This window comes from Corallococcus praedator, assembly GCF_003612125.1.
Classification (GTDB): domain Bacteria; phylum Myxococcota; class Myxococcia; order Myxococcales; family Myxococcaceae; genus Corallococcus; species Corallococcus praedator.
This window is the reverse complement of record NZ_RAWI01000020.1, coordinates 35,538-52,428: the sequence shown is the minus strand read 5'-3', so window position 1 is coordinate 52,428 and position 16,891 is coordinate 35,538. Positions and strand designations below refer to the sequence as shown.

The following is a 16,891-nucleotide window of genomic DNA, read 5'->3' as shown; positions in this document are numbered from 1 at the left end:
CTCCATGCACAGCCCGACCCGCACCTCCGGGCCCACCCCCAGCCCCCGCAGGTGGTGCGCGAGCTGATTCGCTCGACGGTTGAGTTCGCCATAGGTGAGTCGCTGCGCCCCGAAGCTCACCGCCAGGGCCCCGGGCGCCGTCCGGGCCTGAGCCTCGAACAGCTCGTGGAGGCAGACGTCCCTGGGCTGCTCCGCCGCCGTCTCGTTCCACTCGCTCAGCAGCCGGTGTCGCTCCCCGGCGGTCAGGAGCGACAGCTCCGACACCCGCCGCCGCGGTGCCTCCACGAGCCCCTCCACCAGCCGCTGGAAGTGCCCCGCCATCCGTTCGATCGTCGCCGCATCGAACAGGTCGGTCGCGTACTCGATGGCCGCGGAGAGTCCTCCGTTCGTCTCCACCATCGAGAGGCCGAGGTCGAACTTCGCCGTGCCCGGCACTCCGCCATCCGGCCGCTGGAGCACGGGCGTCCACGTGAGTCCCGGGAGGGCCAGCTCGGGAAAGGGCACGTTCTCCAGCACGAAGCCCGCGCGGAAGAGCGGGTTGAGGTCCTGTCCCCGGGGCGCCCCGACGGCGCTCACCACCTGATCGAAGGGCACCTCCTGATGACGGAGCGCGCCTTCGACGACGCCGCGAAGCCTGCGCATCAGCACGCCGCCCTCCGGGTCGCCGGACAGGTCGCAGCGCAGGACGAGCGTGTTCACGAAGAAGCCCACCACATCGCGCAGCTCGCGCCGATCGCGCCCCGCGGTGACGGTGCCAATCCCGAAGTCCGCCTGCTGGTGGGAGTAGCGATGCAGCAGCGTGGCCCAGGCCGTCAGGAGCGCGACGTACAGCGTGCAGGACTCGCGGCGCGCCAGGTCCTTCAATGCCGACGTGAGCCCCGCCGGCAGCGCGAAGGCGTACGCGTCACCCGCATGGGTCGTTCCACGGCCAGGTGTCCGGGGCGTCGGGAGGTCCAGCCGGGGCAGCCCCGCGAGCTTCTGCTTCCACCACGCCACCGAACGTCGGGCGTCCTCTCCCTGGAGCCACGCGTCCTGCCAGCGGACGTAGTCGGCGTAGCGCACCGGAAGCTCCGCGAGCGTCCGGGGTGAGCCTGTGCGGAAGCCCTCGTACAGCTCGGCCAGCTCGCGGGCGAAGACACCAATGGACCACGCGTCGGTGATGATGTGGTGCTGCGTGAGCAGGAGCACGTGCTCCGCGTCCCCGAGCGCCACCAGGGTGAGCCGCACCAGTGGCCCCCGGGTGAGATCGAAGGGCGCCGTGGCGTGCTCCTCCGAGAGCCGGGCCAGCTCCGCCTGCCGCTTCTCCAGGGGGAGGTCGCGCAGATCAACGACGGGCAGCGCCAGGAGGGCAGGGCCGGAGATGACGAGTCCCGGCCGGCCTTCCGACTCGGGGAAGGTGGCCCGCAGCATCGGGTGGCGCGTGACGAGCGCGTTCAGGCTCCTGCGCAGCGCGCCCGCGTCGAGGGCGCCCTTCATGGAGAGCCCGGCGTGGATGTTGTACAGCGCGCTGCCGGGCGCCAGCCGGTCGAGCACGAGCAGTCGCGCCCCGCCCGCCGACAGGGGACCCGGCTCCGTCTCCAACTGCTCCGAGCGGGAGATGGGCACCGGCTGCCCCTGCTCCGTGCTCCCCTCCAGGTGCCGCAGCAGCGCGGTGAGGCTCGGCTGCTCATACATCAGGGCGGGGGAGACCGGCCGGTCCAGACGGGTCTCCAGGTCTCCAGACAGGCCCACGAGGTCCTTGGAGTCCATCCCGTAGTGGGCGAACGGCTGCCCCGGATCAATCGCCCCCACGGGCGTGCCGGTGAGCGCGGCGATCCTCGCGAACAGCCAGGCTTCCAGTCCCTGCGCCGCCGCGTCCTCCGGTGACGGCTCGACCCTCGCCGGGGCGAACGCCACCTCCGACACGAGCGAGAGCGTTCCTTCCACGAAGGCGTTGCGGCACGCGTGGCGCTGCACCTTGCCGCTCGTCGTCTTCGGCAGCGTCCGCGATTGCAGGAGCGCCACCGCGTGCACGACGACCCCGTGCTCCGCCGCCACCGCCTCCCGGATCGCCGCCGCGACCTCGGCCGCTGGCGTGCCAGCGCGCTCGTCCACCTCCGCGACGACGACGAGCTGCTCCTCGCCCGCCACCTCCAGCCCGAACGCCGCGGCACACCCCTGCCGCACCGCCGTGTGGGCCTGCTCGGCGGTCAGCTCCACATCCTGCGGGTACAGGTTGCGCCCACGCACGATGATCAGGTCCTTGAGCCGCCCCGTGACGAACAGCGCGCCCCCGTGCTGGAAGCCCAGGTCGCCCGTCCGCAGGAAGGGCCCCTCACCCGTGTCCGCGATCCGCGCCTCGAACGTCTTCGCGGTCGCCTCCGGGTTGTTCCAGTAGCCCCGCGCCACGCTCGGCCCGGAGACCCAGATCTCCCCCACCGAGTCATCGCCCGCACGCCGTCCGCTCACCGGGTCGACGATGGCCACCCGCTGCTCCAGCCAGGCGTGCCCGCAGCCCACCAGCGTGCGCGCGCCGTGCGACTCCTCCGCCAGGGGCACCACGCGCCCCTGCTCCAGTGCCGGCACGTCGAGCGAGACGACGACGGGGGGCGCCGCGGCCTTCACCGGCCCGGTCACGAACAGCGTGGACTCGGCGAGCCCGTAGCACGGGTAGAAGACCTCCCTGCGGAAGCCATGCGCCGCGAAGGCCGCCGCGAAGCGCTCGAGCGTCGCCGTGCGCACCGGCTCCGCCCCGTTGAAGGCCACGTCCCAGCTCGACAGGTCCAGCCCGGCGCGCTCCGCCTCCGTGACCTTTCGCACGCACAGGTCGTAGGCGAAGTTCGGCCCGCCGCTCGTCGTCCCCCGGAAGGTGGAGATGGCGCGCAGCCAGCGCGACGGGCGCTGCAGGAAGGCCAGCGGAGACATCAGCGTGCACGGCATGCCGATGTAGAGCGGCTGCAGCACGTTCCCGATGAGTCCCATGTCGTGGTAGAGCGGCAGCCAACCGACGCCGCTGCTCCCCTCGATGGAGTGGCCGAAGCCCTGCTTGAGCATCCGCTCGTTGTGCAGGAGGTTGTCGTGGGTGATGACGACGCCCTTCGGCGTCCCGGTAGACCCCGACGTGTACTGCAGGAACGCGACGCCCGAGGTCGCGAGCGCCGGACGTCGCCAGGCGTCCGCCTCGTCGTCGGGCACCGCATCCGACGCCACCCACTGGAGCTCTCCCAGCTCCGGCGCCATGGGATGCAGCGCCTCGGCCATCCCCGCGATGGCCGCAGTGGTGAGCACCAGCCGCGCGTCACAGTCCCGAGCGATGGCGCGGAGCCGGCCCAGCGTCCGCTCCAGACGACCTGGATCCGGAGGGTAGGCAGGGGCGGCAATCACGCCCGAGGCGAGGCACCCCAGGAACGCCACCACGAAGTCGAGCCCCGGCGGGTACAGCAGCAGCGCCCGTTCTCCCGTGGCCCCGGCGCGTTGCAGGGCCGCCGCCACCGCGCGCACCCGGCGGTCCAGCTCCGCCCACGTCAGCGTCTCCACCGGCCCGTCGGAGTCGCCGGTCGTCAGGTAGCGGTAGGCGAGCCGATGGGGCTGCGCAGCGGCATGCAACTCCAGATGGCCGCTGATCGACGTGGGGGTACGCATGCCCGCAACACTAAACGTTGCGAACCAAACGTGAATACACAGAAATGGCTGCGGAACCGTGAAGGGCCGTTCAGCGGGGGGCCTGTCATACGGGCCGTGCTCCGCCTGCCGACCGGGGAATCACTCCGCGTCGTGCCTGAGTCCGTTTGTCCGTCCAACACCGCATTCACCCATGCGAGAAGTTTTCACGTATGGGCTTCGGTGGATGAAGTGGGGGCCCGCCGCGGCTAGCGGTCGAAGAAAGAGGCCTGCTGGAATTTCATTCCCGCCAGGACCTGTTGCACCCGTTCCCCGGACAGCGACCCGATGTATTCGCCCAACCGGGACTTCTCGACCGAGGACACCTGCGACACCACGAGGACGCTCTGCCTGGGCAGGTTGCCTTCGCCCACGTCGAGCAGCACGTTGCCGGGTTCGTTCGCCCGCTTCAGGTTCGACGTCAATGCACAGACAATCACGGTGTGGATGCGGGAGCGGTTGAAGACATCCTCCTGGAGCACCACATGGGGGTGGGGGATGGGCGGAATCGACCCCCGCGACTCATCCGACTCCATCCAGAAGAGGTCCCCCTGGTGGATGGCGTCGGGGCGCCGGTCCGTTCGTGTGTCTGGCTTCGTCTCCATGCGGGCACCCATCGCATCGCGCTGACCTGCGCCAGGACTCCTACCCCAGCGCTGCGGACGGGCAAAGCCCCCGCTGAAGGGGCGGTGATTCAGGGCTCCCAGCGGACGCGGTAGGAGCAGGCGTGGCCGTCGAAGTCGAACGGTTCGACCCGCAGGTTCCGGGCCCCGGCCTTCGTCAGGCTCGCTTCGATGATGCCCTGCAGGTAGCCGGGGTTCCCGTTGCACTCGCTCACCCGGATGACGTGGTGCGCGGGGCCCTGCGTGTCGAGTTCGGACTTCTGATAGTTGTTCACGGTGGCGAAGCTCTCCTGGATCCGGACGACGACCCGCTCCGGGCCGAAGATGGGCCACATCGACACGAGCGCCTTGCCCAGCATCGTCTGCTCCATCCCCTGGATGATGCCGATGCCGAGCCTCCGGTAGCCCTCGGACACCTCGGCGTCGGGATGCAGATGCGAAGCGGTGATCCGCAGGGCTTCAGCGAAGACCGTCCGGGGCGTGTTCCGGGGAAGCTTCAGGTCGAGGTCCAGCCCGGCGTCTCGCAACTTGTCCTGGAGCTCTGGCGTGAGACGTCTGCCAATGGAACGAAAGAGTCCCTCGATCGTATGCCGATACACAATCTCTTCACTCATGTGGCATCCCCCCGTGTCCTCGAAAGCGTAACGCACTCCCGGTGTGACAACGCAAGGGCAGGCCCCGCGAATCCGTCCATGCTTTCTGGGATACCGCTGATACTTGGAAAACCCTTGAGGTATCACCTGCACGGAGATGTCAGTCCGCGTCAGAGGACGCCAGAGGGCGTTGAGGCGTGCACGTGGCCCGCTTTCAGGGTGCCCGGGCCCCGCGCGGAGAGGGCGATGCAGAGCTGCGCGGCCCAGTACAGCAGCATGATGGCGTAGCCCGCGCCGGGCAGGGGCCGCACGAACAGCTTGATGGACAGCAGGCCGTCACTGGCGGCGAACAGCAGCGCGCCCGTGAACGCCAGCCACTGCTCGCGCCGCGCGAGCCCCGGACTGCCCAGCAGCGCCCAGGCCCGCCAGCCCATCGTGCAGATGACGGCGACATAGGCCATCACAGGCAGCGTCATGCTCCCCAGCCCGGGCCCCAGGGCCACGCTGGCGCCTACCGCCAGGACCCCGAAGGGGATGGCCCTGCGCAGGTGGAGCGTCCGCGTCACGGTGAGGTATCCGGCCGCATAGCTGACATGGGCCAGCAGGAAGGCCCCCAGGCCCGGCAGGAACAGCTCGGGCCCCACATCCAACAGCACGTCTCCCAGCAGCGACAGGGCCAGTCCCGCGAAGATCCACCGTGCGTAGCGCCCCCGGGGCTGCCACAGCCACAGGAGCAGGCAGAGCATCGGCAGCGCCTTGGTGGCCACGCGGATGTCCCGACGCTCCAGGTCCAGCGCCAGCAGGAAGCCCACCGCGCCCGCGAGGCCTACGCCCGCGAGGATTTTCGTTCCACCTGTCAGCTCCCGACCCATGGCGGGCACCTTATCCCGCGGTGTGCTCCAACCCCAGACAGATGCGTTCCCTTCTCCTGGGATTTTTTCCGCGAGACAGGACCGCTTCTGGTGAGCGATTCAATGACAGCTGGATTTATACGCCCAGGTCCGTGCGCGTCATGAGTGCTTCACGCTGAAGAATAGGCTCCCACCGTGGCCCTGTTCAGAGGGAAGGGGATGGGGCTGCCCTGCCGCGTCTGTCGAATGCGTTCGGGATTCGACCCTGGAAAGAAGTCAGGTCCCGGGGGCTTGTGGCATGCGGGACGGACTGGCACCATTTCAACTGAAATGCTGGATATACCGGGATGGCGGGTGTCGGTGTGGCTGCCATTCGAATGGAGAACAGCGTGCAACGAACGGATGTGATCCGGCTCACCGACGGCCGACTTCAGCATCACGAGCAGTTCGGAAACTCGTCGCGGATCGTGCTGCGCGTCAGCGAGCGCTACCGGTTCGCGCTGGAGGTCCTGGCCCGGCGGGACGCGCGTCTGCGTGACGTCGCGGGTCGCATCGAGGCCTTGGACGCCACGACGGCGGAAGCCGTGTTGGGTGATCTGCTCGTGCGCGCGGCGCTGGAGGCCGCCATCAGCCGACTGGAGACGTCAGGACCGGATGGGGCCGCGGGCGAGGAGCTGCCCGGGTTGCTGGGGGAAGCCCTCGCATGTGTCGCGCGAACGCCGGGCCGGTGCCTCTCTCGCTCCGCGATGGGACGCGACCTGGCCGTGGGCCCCGGGGGCAAGGTCTGGGTGTGGGATCTCCCGGAGGAGGCGACGCCCCTGCGCGACAGGCTGCGCGAGAGCATCCGCACCGGGTTCATGCCGGGCGCCGAAAGCAGCGTCGACATCATCCGCCCCACGCTGTCCATGGTCGCGGGACTGGAGCGCGCTTGCGTGCTGATCCAGCGGCTGGTGCCGGAGATGACGGCCAGCATCTTCCGACACCTGCACTCCATCGCCATCGCGAACATCCGGGGGCCGCGAGGCCGGATGTTGACGGGCTCCGGGGGCGACGGCACCCCGTGCATGATCTTCATCGACCCGCACGAGCTGGAGAACCCCTGGGATACGGCGGGTCACATCCTGCATGAGGCCATCCACCTCAAGCTCTCCGACCTGATTCGCACGGGCGCCATCGTGACGGATGACGGCCCTGTCGAGCTGGCCTGGGGCAGGAAGACCTCACTGTCGAACAGCATCTTCGCCTACCACGCGTATGCGCACATGCAGGTGTTCCGAGCCGCCGTGGAGCACCTCGGGCCTGGCTGCCACGCGGAGTTCGGTGCGCCTCGGGACTACAGCGCGCCGGCCCACGCGATGTCGGTGGTGAACAACGACACCCAGAAGCCCTTCTCCCGGGCGGAGGAGCGGCTCGACTTCCTGCACACCCAACTGGAAGGCCCACTGGCGTCGCGGGTGACGCCGTACGGGCGGGAGATGATCGCCTGGCTCTGGGAGGCGATCCGTCCCCTGGAGGCCCTGGGCAGCGACCGGCCCGGCGGACCGATGGGGCCTGTCGCGAGGCCACCGGTGCTCACCCAGGGCCGGGCCCCCTCGCCGGTGCGCTATCGGCAGGGCCGGGACCTCTCCCTGCGCCGCTCGCCGTCCTCGGAGGTGCTGTTCGCCCTGGATCCGGGCTCGCGGAAGATCGTCACGCTGAACCTTCCGGCCTGGCTGGCCTTCGAGCTGTGCGACGGCAAGACCGAGGAAGAGATGCTGTCCTCCTATACCGCGTCGCTGGGACTCGGGGCCGAGCGCGCCTGGGCCCAGCTCGCGCCGACCCTCGAGGGACTCGTGTCGAGTGGAATGATTGAACCGGTCACCGAAGGGCGGGTGTCGTGATGGGCGCTTCGGACGTCATCCACGCGGCGGACCGGGCCCTGACCGGGCATCCCTCCTTCGGAGACTCGCCGCGCATCCTCGCGAAGGTCCTGACCCGCTATCGCTTCGGCCTGGAGCTGTTCGCCGAGCGGCTGCCCTCCCTGTCTCACGCGGTGACCGCCGTGGAGGCGCTCAACGATGTCGATGCACGTCGCATCTTCTTCGACCCGCTGGTCCGGCTGACGCTGGAGCAGGCCTTCTCCGACCTGGAGGCGGGCCGGCTGGCGTCACCCCATCCCCTGGAGGAGATGTTGCCCGGAGCGCTGGAGGCGCTTCCCCTGGGACTGTGCGAGTCGCGCATGCCGTCGCGCTTTCGCGTGGGCACGGAGACCCCGAAGTGGCTGTGGGACGTGGCCCAACGCGGGGATGCCTATTCCAAGGCGCTGCATGCGGCGTTCGACGGCATCTTCCTGACGAACCCCAAGAGCGGCGGGAAGCTGCTGAGCCCGGATGCGTCCGCCCAGGGGAAGATCAACGACTCCATCGCGCTGCTCTCCCAGCTGCTGCCGCATTCAGGGGCGAGCGCGCTGACGCACATCGAGGCCATCGCGCTGCTCAGCGCCCGGCTCGAAGGTGGCACCGTCCTGTCCGCCGCCGGCGGGGACCTGACGCCCTCCACCATCTTCCTGTCGCTGAAGGACCTGGGGAACCCCTGGGATGTCGCCGGGTGCCTTCTGCACGAAGGGCTTCACATGAAGCTCTTCGACGCCACCCGCTCGGTGTCGATCGCGGCGAAGCCCGAGGAGACCATCCAGGTGCCCTGGCGGGACGTGCGCTGGTCCATCGTCCGCACGGTGTTCGCCTACCATGTGTATGTCCATCTGGCGCTCTTCAAGGCCGCCGCGCTGTCGGCGGACCGTTCGCTCATCGAGCGCTTCGGGGACCCGTCCGCCTACGCCACGCGTCCGCATGCGATGTCGGTGGTGAACAACGACGGCGGCTCGCGCTTCGGACGCTCGGTGGACCGGGCGCGCTACCTGGGCGAACAGCTCCAGACGGAATGGTCGCATCTGCTGACGCCTCAAGGGCGGGACTTCGTCCGGTGGCTGAGTGACTCCCTGGCACCCGTCGACCGCGAGGTGTTCAGCAAGGCGGCCGGAGGGCGCGCGAGCGCCCCCGAGAAGGCGGCCTACCAGAAGGTTCGCGGTCTGCGGGCCCGCCCCTCGACCCGGGGCGAGTGCCTGATGGTCTTCTCGCCGGACGCGCCAAAGCTGCATTGGCTCGATCTGAATGCGTGGCTGATCTTCGAACTCAGCGATGGCCGGACGTTCGCTGAGATGGAGCGGGCGTATCTGGAGGCGATCGGGGGGCGTGTTGCCCCCGATGAAGCACGCCGCCAGCTGCGCACGGGACTGGAGACGCTTGTACGCAGCACCCTCGTAGAGCCAACCCGGCAGCAAGGAGAAATCGCATGAACAACGGATCGCAGTGGCTTGAGACCGTGAAGGACCTCCTGGCCAAGAAGGAGCAGCTGCAGGAGCCGACCGTGACGTGCGGGTCGAGTGCGGAGCGCCAGTGGTGGCCGCCGTACATCGTCTCCGACACGGCGAAGAAGGAAGACTGATTCAAGGTCGGTCCGAGGATCCGCCCGCCGTGTCCGCGCTCGCATGCGGGCGCGGCGGGCCCCAGGACCGGATGACCGGACGTCAACGCCGTGTGGACCTCCCAGACCCGCCGAGGGCATCCAACGAATGAGCACCTATGACGTCGTGGTGGCGGGAAATGGCGCGTTGGGTCTGGCGACCGCGCGTGCCCTGTCGCTCCAGGATTCCAACCTGCGAATCGCGGTGGTGGGACCCGCGGGCCGACCCGGTGGCGCGTCCGGCGCCGCGGGCGCGATGCTGGGCTGCTACGGCGAGGTGACGGCCCCATTGCTGCGCACCGCGCCGGGCCGGGCGCGGCATGCCCAGGGGGTGCTCGCCGCCCGCCTCTGGCCCGCGTGGCTGGAGGGCTTGAACAGCGAGCTGCCCCCGGAGGAGCAGGTGCGGCTCGACGCCGGCACCATCGTGTTCAGCAACGCGAAGTCGGGAACCATCGAGGATGAGAACTACGCCGCCATCCAGCAGGCGGCGACGGCGGAGGGCGAGCCCTTCGAGGAGCTGGATCCGAACCAGGTTCCCGGCCTGTACCCCGCGGAGGACTGCCGGCCGAAGCGGGCCTTGTTCCTGCCGCGCGAGGGCTCGGTGGACGCAAGCCGCCTGCTGCGGGGGCTCACGCGGGTCCTCGAACAGTCCTCCAGGGTTTCGCTCATCGACGGGGCGGTCAAGGCGCTCGACGTGAGCGCGGGGCGTGTCACCGGCGTCCGGCTCGAGGACGGCCGGACGCTCGCGGCCCCCCAGGTGGTGCTCGCCATGGGCGTCGGGACGCAGGCGGTCCTCGACGAGCTTCCGGAGCTGGCGCGCCGCATCCCGCGCATCTTCAGCGGGGGAGGGACGTCGCTGCTGCTCCAGGTGCCGAAGACCCAGCTCAAGCACGTGGTGCGGACGCCGAACCGCGCGTTCGCCTGCGGCCTGCACGGCATGCCCCGCGCGGGCAACCAGCTCTACTTCGGCGCGACGAACATCCTGATGGCGCGGCCGATGCTGCGCACCACGCCGGCCGACATGTTCTTCCTGCTGGAGTGCGTCCTGGAGCAGATCGACCAGGACCTCTGCGCCGCGCAGCTCGTCGGCTGGCAGGCGGGCAACAGGCCCGTCACCGTGGACACCTGTCCCCTGATGGGCCCGACGTCCGTGGACGGCCTGTGGCTGCTCACCGGCACCTACCGGGACGGCCTGTTCCAGTCGCCCCTGCTCGGCCAGCACCTGGCGCGGCGGATGCGCGGGGAGTCCGGGCTCGTCAACGAGGACTTCCCGCCGGAGCGCAAACCCATCTCCCTCTACACGCTGGCGGAGGCGCGAGCGGAGGCGCTCAAGCACTACCTGGCCATGGGCTGGGAGCACGGCATCCGCCTGCCGAAGGTCGGCTGGCACCGCTCCTTCCCCCGGTTCTACCAGCAGATGCTGGACTCGCTCTACGACGAGCTGGGGGAGGAGGAGTTCGTCCTGCCGCCGGAGCTGCTGGCCATCGTGGACGGCAACCGCGCGGCGATGGTGCCGTTCTTCCGCAACTACTACGCGGAGGTCCGCAAGGCATGGGCGTGACGCGCACGCCTGCCTGCCCACGTCCGGGCGCCATGACAGAACCATGACAATCACGTGGAGGCCCCATGGCCTCTCGGCCACACCCCACCCTGTAGGTTGAGCACCGTCGCTGACCCCAGCCCCGGAGCCTCCTCCATGCGTGTGCTGACCTCCGATCTCCTCGTGGCCGCAGTCACGGAACTCTCGAAGGGCTCAAGGCTGGTCCGGGCCAAGGACGTGGTCGCCTGGTGTGAGTACAACGGCGTGGACGCCCAGGGGGAGGGCTTCAAGAACCAGGCGCTCTGGGAGGCGGACCACGACGAGGCCCGGGGCCGGCACCGGCTCCTGAAGTTCAGGAGCGGGGAGAGCAAGCAGTCCCGGATGGGATGGGCGCTCGTCACCCACGGGGAGCGGGCGCGTGAGGCCGCGGCGCACCTGGGGTGGGGCGAGCAGTGCTGGACCGGCGAGTCCTGGGACTGGCTCAGCGGCAGCCCGCCCGTTCCGACGCGACGCTATGGGGCGGCGGCCCACGGCGAGCAGGGCGGGTGCTCCACGACGGAAGGCACCTCGCCGGGGTAGACGCCCGGGAATGTCTCCCGGGCGGGGAAGCGCTACACGATGGGCCGGAAGATCTTCAACCCGGAGCGGCCACCGGCGCCCAGCGTGTTGCGCTCGATGAAGTCGCTGACGGACGAACGGCCGTCGCCGGTGGTGATGGCCGTGTGGCCGTAGATGCTGCCCAGACGCGATGACGTCTTCTCCCAGGTGAGCACGAGGCCCGGGGTCTTCAGCGCCTCCGCGAGCGACATGTTGACCTGCTTGAACTTGTCGCGCGGCAGGTTGTTGTCGATCTGGTTGCCGTTGCCCCAGACCTTGACGCCAAAGGCATTCTGGATGGCCCGGCTCACGCCCGTGGCGCACAGGCCCTGGCTGTTGTACCCGCCCATGCCCATCGCGGCCGCGCGGCCCGCCGCCGCCAGCTTGCGCATCGCGGGCGTCGCGCCGCCCGAGTTTCCGGCGCCAGCGCTCGAGTCCACCTTGCCGCCGCCCGTCGATCCGCTGGGACGACCGGCGCCGCCGGGCTTCTTCGTGCCGCCGCCCTTGGCCGGCTGGAAGCTGTCGCTCCCGCTGTGGCCGGGGACGCGCAGGGACGCGCCCGCGTAGATGAGGTTCGGATTGGCGATCTTGTTGGTGCGTGCCAGTGCGGAAACGCTGGTCTTGAAGCGAGCGGCGAGGGCCGAGAGGGTGTCACCCTGACGAATGCGGTAGTTGGACATGCGGATCTCCTGGACCGATTGTCGAAACGACCTTTACGGAGTTGCGTGACTTTCCCAGGTTCTAGGAATCCGCTTGTCTTCCGTTGAGGGCGTTCCGGCGTGGATCCGCTGTCGTCCGAAAATGTCAGTCGCGGCGCCGATGCGCGGCCGTCGCTGGGCTTCGCGACGGCGCGCGCGGGGCTGCCTTTCAGTTGATGGGGCAGCTTCCTCCGGAGCAGTAGAAGCAGGAGCTGGTGCAGTTGCCGCCACTGCACAGCGAGATGTCGGAGCCGTGGCAGGTGGGCGACGAGATGTCCGCCATCGTGTAGTCGAGGTAGATGTCGCCGCAGGCAATCACCCGGTCATCGGTGCCGCCGTTGGCCTCCACCGACATGCTGTTGCTCACGTACGTCGCGCCGCTCGCGGGCTTGCCCGTCTTCCACTGGCCATAGCTCACGAAGTTGGCGGCATTGCCGGGGACGATCTCCGACCCCAGCTTGACGTGGAGCATGCCGTTGACCGGCACCTGGAGGGTGGAGGTGCTGGCCGCGCCCCGCTTGTAGTTGAAGTCCACGGGCCCGTTGCCCGTGCAGTTGGCGACGCCGAAGTGGGCGAAGTGTCCCGGGTGATTGAAGTTGGGTCCGTTCCACCAGTTCGTGGTGCGGAGGCGGACCACGCTCGCCGTCCCCCGGACGATGTCGCAGGAGCGCAGCTTGGGCTGACACGTCCCCTTGTCCTGGGCACCGAGCGTGTAGTCGCAGCCGCTGGTGCAGTACGTATCGCTCGGGTGGGCGGTGTAGATGGCCTCCTGGCTCGGGTCGCCGCACGTGGCGTCGCCATAGACGTTGCTGACCCAGTCGCGGAAGGACTCCGAGCAACTGGCGGTGAGGGATTGGCCGCCGGACGCGACGTCCGAAGTCACGCTCGCGAGCGCGTCCGCGTTCTCCCGCTGGAGCTGCTCGCGCGTGCCCCGGTCCACCGCGAGGCGTGCGTGGCGTGCGAGGGCCGCAGGCAGCTCCTGGTTGGCGGGAGCCACCGCCAGGAACACCTCCGCCGCCGAGTGGGACTTGAGGAAGCGGGGGGCGATGAGGGGCCGCTGCGGATAGATCGCCGCGACGGCCACGTCGACCTCGCCCTGGTCGTTCTCCAGGAAGAGGACGTGGTTGCCGGGGGCTGCCCCGGTGACCCGCGCGATTTCACGCGGGCCGGAGGACGCGGGCGGTGCCGCATGGGCGGTGGCGGGGCCGATGAGCCAGCTGGCGCCGACAAGGGCCAGGGCGAGGGAGGTCGAGGACGTCTTCACGGGGGCTCCAGGGGATGACGGCGTTGATTCGCCGCTGCCCCCCGGAACGGAGGTGCCCGTTATTTCTCCTCACCCCCGGAATGCGAAGTCTTGGATGGGGCCTACGGCGTGGTGACGCGCACGTCGTCGTAGGTCGCGACGCCGGTCGCGTAGAAGCCCACCTTGCCTGAACCCAGGCCCGTGTCCGTCCCCTGCACGCGCAGGACGCCATCCACGTAGCCCTGGAGGGACGTGCCCTGGACGACCAGCGTCAGCGTGTAGAACGTCGACGTGCTGGCGGCGAACGGCACCGACTGCACGGTCTGGGTGGTGCCGGCCACCTTCTTGTTCAGCACCAGGTTCCCGTTGTGGAGGATGAAGAAGTAGTAGTTGTTCCCATCCACGTACCGGGCGACGAGCCCGTTGCGGATGCCCGTCGCGCCCGTCTTCACCCGGGCCGAATAGGTGTAGTTCGCCCACGAGGCCTGGCCCGCCGTGACGATGTAGGTCGCGGAGCTGGAGGACTGCTGCTTCGCGGCCTTCGTCCCGTCCGTGACCAGGGCCCAGCTCCCGTTGCCGCTGGTGTTCGTCCAGCCGCCTGACGGGAAGCTGGTGGACGACTCGAAGCCGTCCGACAGCAGCGTCGTCCCGGCCGCCTGCGGCGTCGTCACGCTCACCGTGTTGCTCGCGGAGGAGGCGTTGCCGGCCGCGTCGTAGGCCCGGACGGTGTAGCTGTACGTCGTCGACGGGCTCAGGCCCGTGTCACTGCACGCGCGCGCCGACACCGTGCAGACGGACGTGCTTCCACGCGACACCTGGTAGGACGTCACGCCGACGTTGTCCGTGCTCGCGCCCCAGGTGAGGTCCACCACGCTGCTGGACGCCGCGGTCGCGGTCAGTCCCGTGGGCGCGGTGGGCGGGGTCGTGTCCTGACCGCCGGTGCACGGCGCGGTGGGCGTGCCCACCGGACTGCTGCCCGTCACCGGCGTCGCCGACGAATCAAACGTGTTGCCGCAGAAGGTGTCCTGCGGCGCGCTGTTGTCGTTGCGGATGAAGGCGCCCGTCGCCTGGCGGAAGGTGTTGTTCCTGGCGGAGTTGCCGCCCTTGTCATAGGCGCCGGAGTCGGACTTGAGCTTGAGCGCGTAGCTGCGGCTGCCGGTGATGACGTTGGAGTCCAGCACGTTGTCGTGGCCCCGCAGCTCGATGAGGCTGCCCAGGAACTCCAGCGGCTCGTCGTTGTTGCGGCAGTCATTGCGCGAGAACGTGTTGTCGTGCGCGTTCTCCTTCACGTTGAGGCACTCCGACCCGAACGTGTGGACGGTGTTGTCGTGGATGTCGTTGAACGAGCTGGGGTCATTGGCATACATCGGCTGGTCGATCGACTTGGGGCTGGTGCCAATGTAGACGCCCTCGCCGTTGTGGTACTTGTAGCCGTCCACGTCATCGCCCTTGCCGTACATCCCGCACCACTGGATGACCGAGTTGGCGACCTCGTTGTGGTGGGCGTTGCTGCGCATGCGGATGCACTCGCCACCGGCGCCGTTGAGGAACATGTCGCGGATCACCACGCCCGTGATGTCGCGCGACGTCTCCGACGAGCCGATGTAGATGAGCCGCCCGTCGGCGATGAGCCCCTGGTTCGCGTCCTTGAAGCTCCGCACGCTCGACAGGGCCGTGGGCCAGGTCGCGTTGATGAGCTTCTCCTGCCCATCAATCGTGAAGCCCTCCAGCACATAGTGGCTGTGGTCGATGTTGAAGATGCGCCCGGTGCCGAACAGCACCGCCTTGTAGCGCCCCGAGCGCGCCTTGCCGGTCTCCGGCCCCTTGAGGGTGATGGGCGCGCTCGCTGTGCCGGCCCGCTTCGTCACCGGCCGCTCGCGGTAGATGCCCGCGGCGAGCTGGATGGTCGTGCCCGCGGTCGCCTTGTCCAGGGCCGCCTGGAGCGTCTTCAGCGGGGCGGAGGCGCTGGTGCCGGCGTTTGAATCGGAGCCGCTCGGGCTGACGTAGAGCGACGCGGCGCTGGCGGTGAGCGGCAGGGCCGTCAGCAGGGCCAGCAGCCGCGGAAGGAGGCGGCCCGGAGGGAAACGGAAGCGGGGGGAGGTGCTCAAGGATGTTCCTGGAGGTGGGGGATGTCCTGCTTTCCTAGTCTATGCCCACGCTTCGGCCATTTGAATCCGGGAAGTCCGTGGCCAACGGATGCGACATGGGACGCACGCGAGGTATCGCGAGGCGTGGTCTACCGGGAGCGCCATGCCCTCTTCCCAAGCGTCGCGGTGCGCCCTGCTCGGTCTTCTTCTGGTGTTCATGTCCGCCTGTGGTGACGACCCGGAGCCGGGGCCGGGCGGCCCTTCCGATACGGGCACCTCCCGGCCGGACGCGGGCCTGCCTCCACCCGAAGTCGTCGCGATTCCCCGGACGCAGGTGATGCTCGGAGGGCGCGAGTACCGCGCCTACCAGCGGCAGGGTGACACCTTCCGCATCGTCTGCGAGGAGCCCTGTCCCATCGAGGAGACATACGTCTTCGCACGCTACGCGGGGGTCCTGGCGGTGAAGGAAGACCTGATCGCGGTGGTGGGGGTGGACGTCGCGCCGCGGATGCTGCCGGTGGACATCCACCTGGCGGGCGACAGCCTCTGTGGTCCGAAAGGGGCTGTGTCTGGCAGCTCATTCATGAACCAGACCGGGCTCGAACCGGGACCGGGTTCGAATGTCTGCCTCTGGGAGCTGGAGGCCTCACGGGCGAAGCCGCCAGAGGTAGCGCGGCCCTTGACGGTCGAGAACGCCCTGGCGCGGGCGAACCAGGTGCTGGTGGCGCACGAGTATTCGCACATCGTGCTCTTCCTTCGACATGAGCTGTCCCATGAGTGGCTCGTGCGGGCCATCTCGTACCGGGTGGGCGGACAGGCGAGCAGTCTCTGCGATGACATCAATCAGCAGTTCGCCCCCACCGCCTGGGAGCTCTGCCAGCGCAACGGGCTGGACTACGCGCAGCTGGCGGAGGGACTGCGGAAGGTGGACACGCTGTGGTCGGCGGACGGAGGCACCGTGGCGCTTCACGCGGGCGTGCCGCTCGCTACGTCGGTGTACCAGTACCGGCGCATCCTGGATGGACTTGCGGGCAGCGACACGCTGGCCGCGTGCATCGCGGGCGGTGAGCTGAGGCCGAACCAGTGCGGGGACGCCTTCCGGTTCACGCCCACCGCGAGGACCGTGAGCATGTACGAGGGGTGGGTGCGGTGGGAGCTTCCCGCCGGCGCGCTGACGCAGGAGGTTCAGGTCGAGCCGGGGACCTGGCGCAGCGGCATGGTCGTCCCGGCGCAGTGGAACCCCTTCATGTTCGCGCACAACTACGCCTTCGAGCCCGCGTCTGGAGTGTTCAAGCAGCCGGTGCGGCTGACCCTGGCGTACGACCCCAGGCTCCTTCCGGAGGGAGGCGCGGAGTCCTCGCTCACGCTGTACTGGAAGGCCGAGGACGCACCGGCCCAGGCGGTCGCCGGGGCCGTGGTGGACACGGAGGTGAACACCGTCAGCGGGTTTGTCTCCAAGCTCGGGCGCTACATCGTCGCGCCCCGCTGAAGCCCGAGGGCCGCGGGGAGGCTGTCCCCC

General features: G+C 69.2%; 13 protein-coding genes. 6 read left to right on the top strand and 7 right to left on the bottom strand.

Going from position 1 to position 16,891, the window contains the following annotated elements; all coding sequences use genetic code 11:
- The 4 genes from D7Y13_RS04605 to D7Y13_RS04590 all read right to left on the bottom strand — a co-directional run.
- On the bottom strand, window positions 1–3,621 hold a 3,621-nt coding region (locus D7Y13_RS04605; RefSeq protein ID WP_147452420.1), incomplete at its 3' end, for a condensation domain-containing protein.
- A gap of 227 nt (window positions 3,622–3,848) precedes the next feature.
- A complete protein-coding gene (locus D7Y13_RS04600) occupies window positions 3,849–4,244 on the bottom strand; it encodes a type II toxin-antitoxin system PemK/MazF family toxin (protein ID WP_120582056.1) in 396 nt (131 codons plus the stop codon).
- An 89-nt stretch (window positions 4,245–4,333) separates the two neighbouring features.
- Entirely contained in the window at window positions 4,334–4,876 is a 543-nt protein-coding gene (locus D7Y13_RS04595; protein WP_120532385.1) for a DUF2378 family protein, read from the bottom strand.
- Window positions 4,877–5,025: 149 nt separating this feature from the next.
- Entirely contained in the window at window positions 5,026–5,727 is a 702-nt protein-coding gene (locus tag D7Y13_RS04590; protein WP_120582042.1) for a lysoplasmalogenase, read from the bottom strand.
- A 368-nt stretch (window positions 5,728–6,095) separates the two neighbouring features.
- Here D7Y13_RS04590 and D7Y13_RS04585 point away from each other — a divergent pair, with 368 nt between their 5' ends.
- The 5 genes from D7Y13_RS04585 to D7Y13_RS04570 all read left to right on the top strand — a co-directional run bounded on the left by D7Y13_RS04585 (window position 6,096) and on the right by D7Y13_RS04570 (window position 11,326).
- Entirely contained in the window at window positions 6,096–7,586 is a 1,491-nt protein-coding gene (locus D7Y13_RS04585; protein ID WP_233595252.1) for an aKG-HExxH-type peptide beta-hydroxylase, read from the top strand.
- Window positions 7,586–9,040: an aKG-HExxH-type peptide beta-hydroxylase gene (locus D7Y13_RS04580; RefSeq protein ID WP_120582040.1), complete on the top strand. Its 1,455-nt coding sequence runs from the start codon at window positions 7,586–7,588 to the stop codon at window positions 9,038–9,040. The genes D7Y13_RS04585 and D7Y13_RS04580 overlap by 1 nt, the downstream gene beginning before the upstream one ends.
- On the top strand, window positions 9,037–9,189 hold the full coding sequence (locus D7Y13_RS46855; protein WP_167508727.1) for a hypothetical protein: 153 nt from the start codon (window positions 9,037–9,039) through the stop codon (window positions 9,187–9,189). Before D7Y13_RS04580 ends, D7Y13_RS46855 begins: the two co-directional genes overlap by 4 nt.
- Before the next feature lie 127 nt (window positions 9,190–9,316).
- Window positions 9,317–10,768: an NAD(P)/FAD-dependent oxidoreductase gene (locus D7Y13_RS04575; protein WP_120582039.1), complete on the top strand. Its 1,452-nt coding sequence runs from the start codon at window positions 9,317–9,319 to the stop codon at window positions 10,766–10,768.
- 135 nt (window positions 10,769–10,903) lie between these two features.
- On the top strand, window positions 10,904–11,326 hold the full coding sequence (locus D7Y13_RS04570; RefSeq protein WP_233595251.1) for a hypothetical protein: 423 nt from the start codon (window positions 10,904–10,906) through the stop codon (window positions 11,324–11,326).
- Between the two features lie 32 nt (window positions 11,327–11,358).
- On the opposite strand, the gene D7Y13_RS04565 is transcribed toward D7Y13_RS04570, so the two are convergent.
- From D7Y13_RS04565 to D7Y13_RS04555, 3 genes are all read right to left on the bottom strand, one after another.
- Window positions 11,359–12,024, bottom strand: coding sequence for a LysM peptidoglycan-binding domain-containing protein (locus D7Y13_RS04565; protein ID WP_120532380.1), 666 nt, complete (start codon window positions 12,022–12,024; stop codon window positions 11,359–11,361).
- A gap of 187 nt (window positions 12,025–12,211) precedes the next feature.
- Entirely contained in the window at window positions 12,212–13,306 is a 1,095-nt protein-coding gene (locus D7Y13_RS04560) for a hypothetical protein (RefSeq protein WP_120582038.1), read from the bottom strand.
- A 101-nt stretch (window positions 13,307–13,407) separates the two neighbouring features.
- Entirely contained in the window at window positions 13,408–15,393 is a 1,986-nt protein-coding gene (locus D7Y13_RS04555; protein WP_120582037.1) for a fibronectin type III domain-containing protein, read from the bottom strand.
- 142 nt (window positions 15,394–15,535) lie between these two features.
- Between D7Y13_RS04555 and D7Y13_RS04550 the strand changes: the two genes are divergently transcribed.
- Window positions 15,536–16,861, top strand: a complete 1,326-nt coding sequence (locus tag D7Y13_RS04550) for a hypothetical protein (RefSeq protein WP_147444141.1) — start codon at window positions 15,536–15,538, stop codon at window positions 16,859–16,861.
- Window positions 16,862–16,891: the final 30 nt, after the last annotated feature.

Bases quoted from the DNA above. Each gene is read 5' to 3' on its own strand.
- D7Y13_RS04565 (WP_120532380.1), bottom strand. From the start codon at position 12,024: ATGTCCAACTACCGCATTCGTCAGGGTGACACCCTCTCGGCCCTCGCC.
- D7Y13_RS04595 (WP_120532385.1), bottom strand. From the start codon at position 4,876: ATGAGTGAAGAGATTGTGTATCGGCATACGATCGAGGGACTCTTTCGT.
- D7Y13_RS04600 (WP_120582056.1), bottom strand. From the start codon at position 4,244: ATGGAGACGAAGCCAGACACACGAACGGACCGGCGCCCCGACGCCATC.
- D7Y13_RS04590 (WP_120582042.1), bottom strand. From the start codon at position 5,727: ATGGGTCGGGAGCTGACAGGTGGAACGAAAATCCTCGCGGGCGTAGGC.
- D7Y13_RS04570 (WP_233595251.1), top strand. From the start codon at position 10,904: ATGCGTGTGCTGACCTCCGATCTCCTCGTGGCCGCAGTCACGGAACTC.
- D7Y13_RS04580 (WP_120582040.1), top strand. From the start codon at position 7,586: ATGGGCGCTTCGGACGTCATCCACGCGGCGGACCGGGCCCTGACCGGG.
- D7Y13_RS46855 (WP_167508727.1), top strand. From the start codon at position 9,037: ATGAACAACGGATCGCAGTGGCTTGAGACCGTGAAGGACCTCCTGGCC.
- D7Y13_RS04550 (WP_147444141.1), top strand. From the start codon at position 15,536: ATGCCCTCTTCCCAAGCGTCGCGGTGCGCCCTGCTCGGTCTTCTTCTG.
- D7Y13_RS04575 (WP_120582039.1), top strand. From the start codon at position 9,317: ATGAGCACCTATGACGTCGTGGTGGCGGGAAATGGCGCGTTGGGTCTG.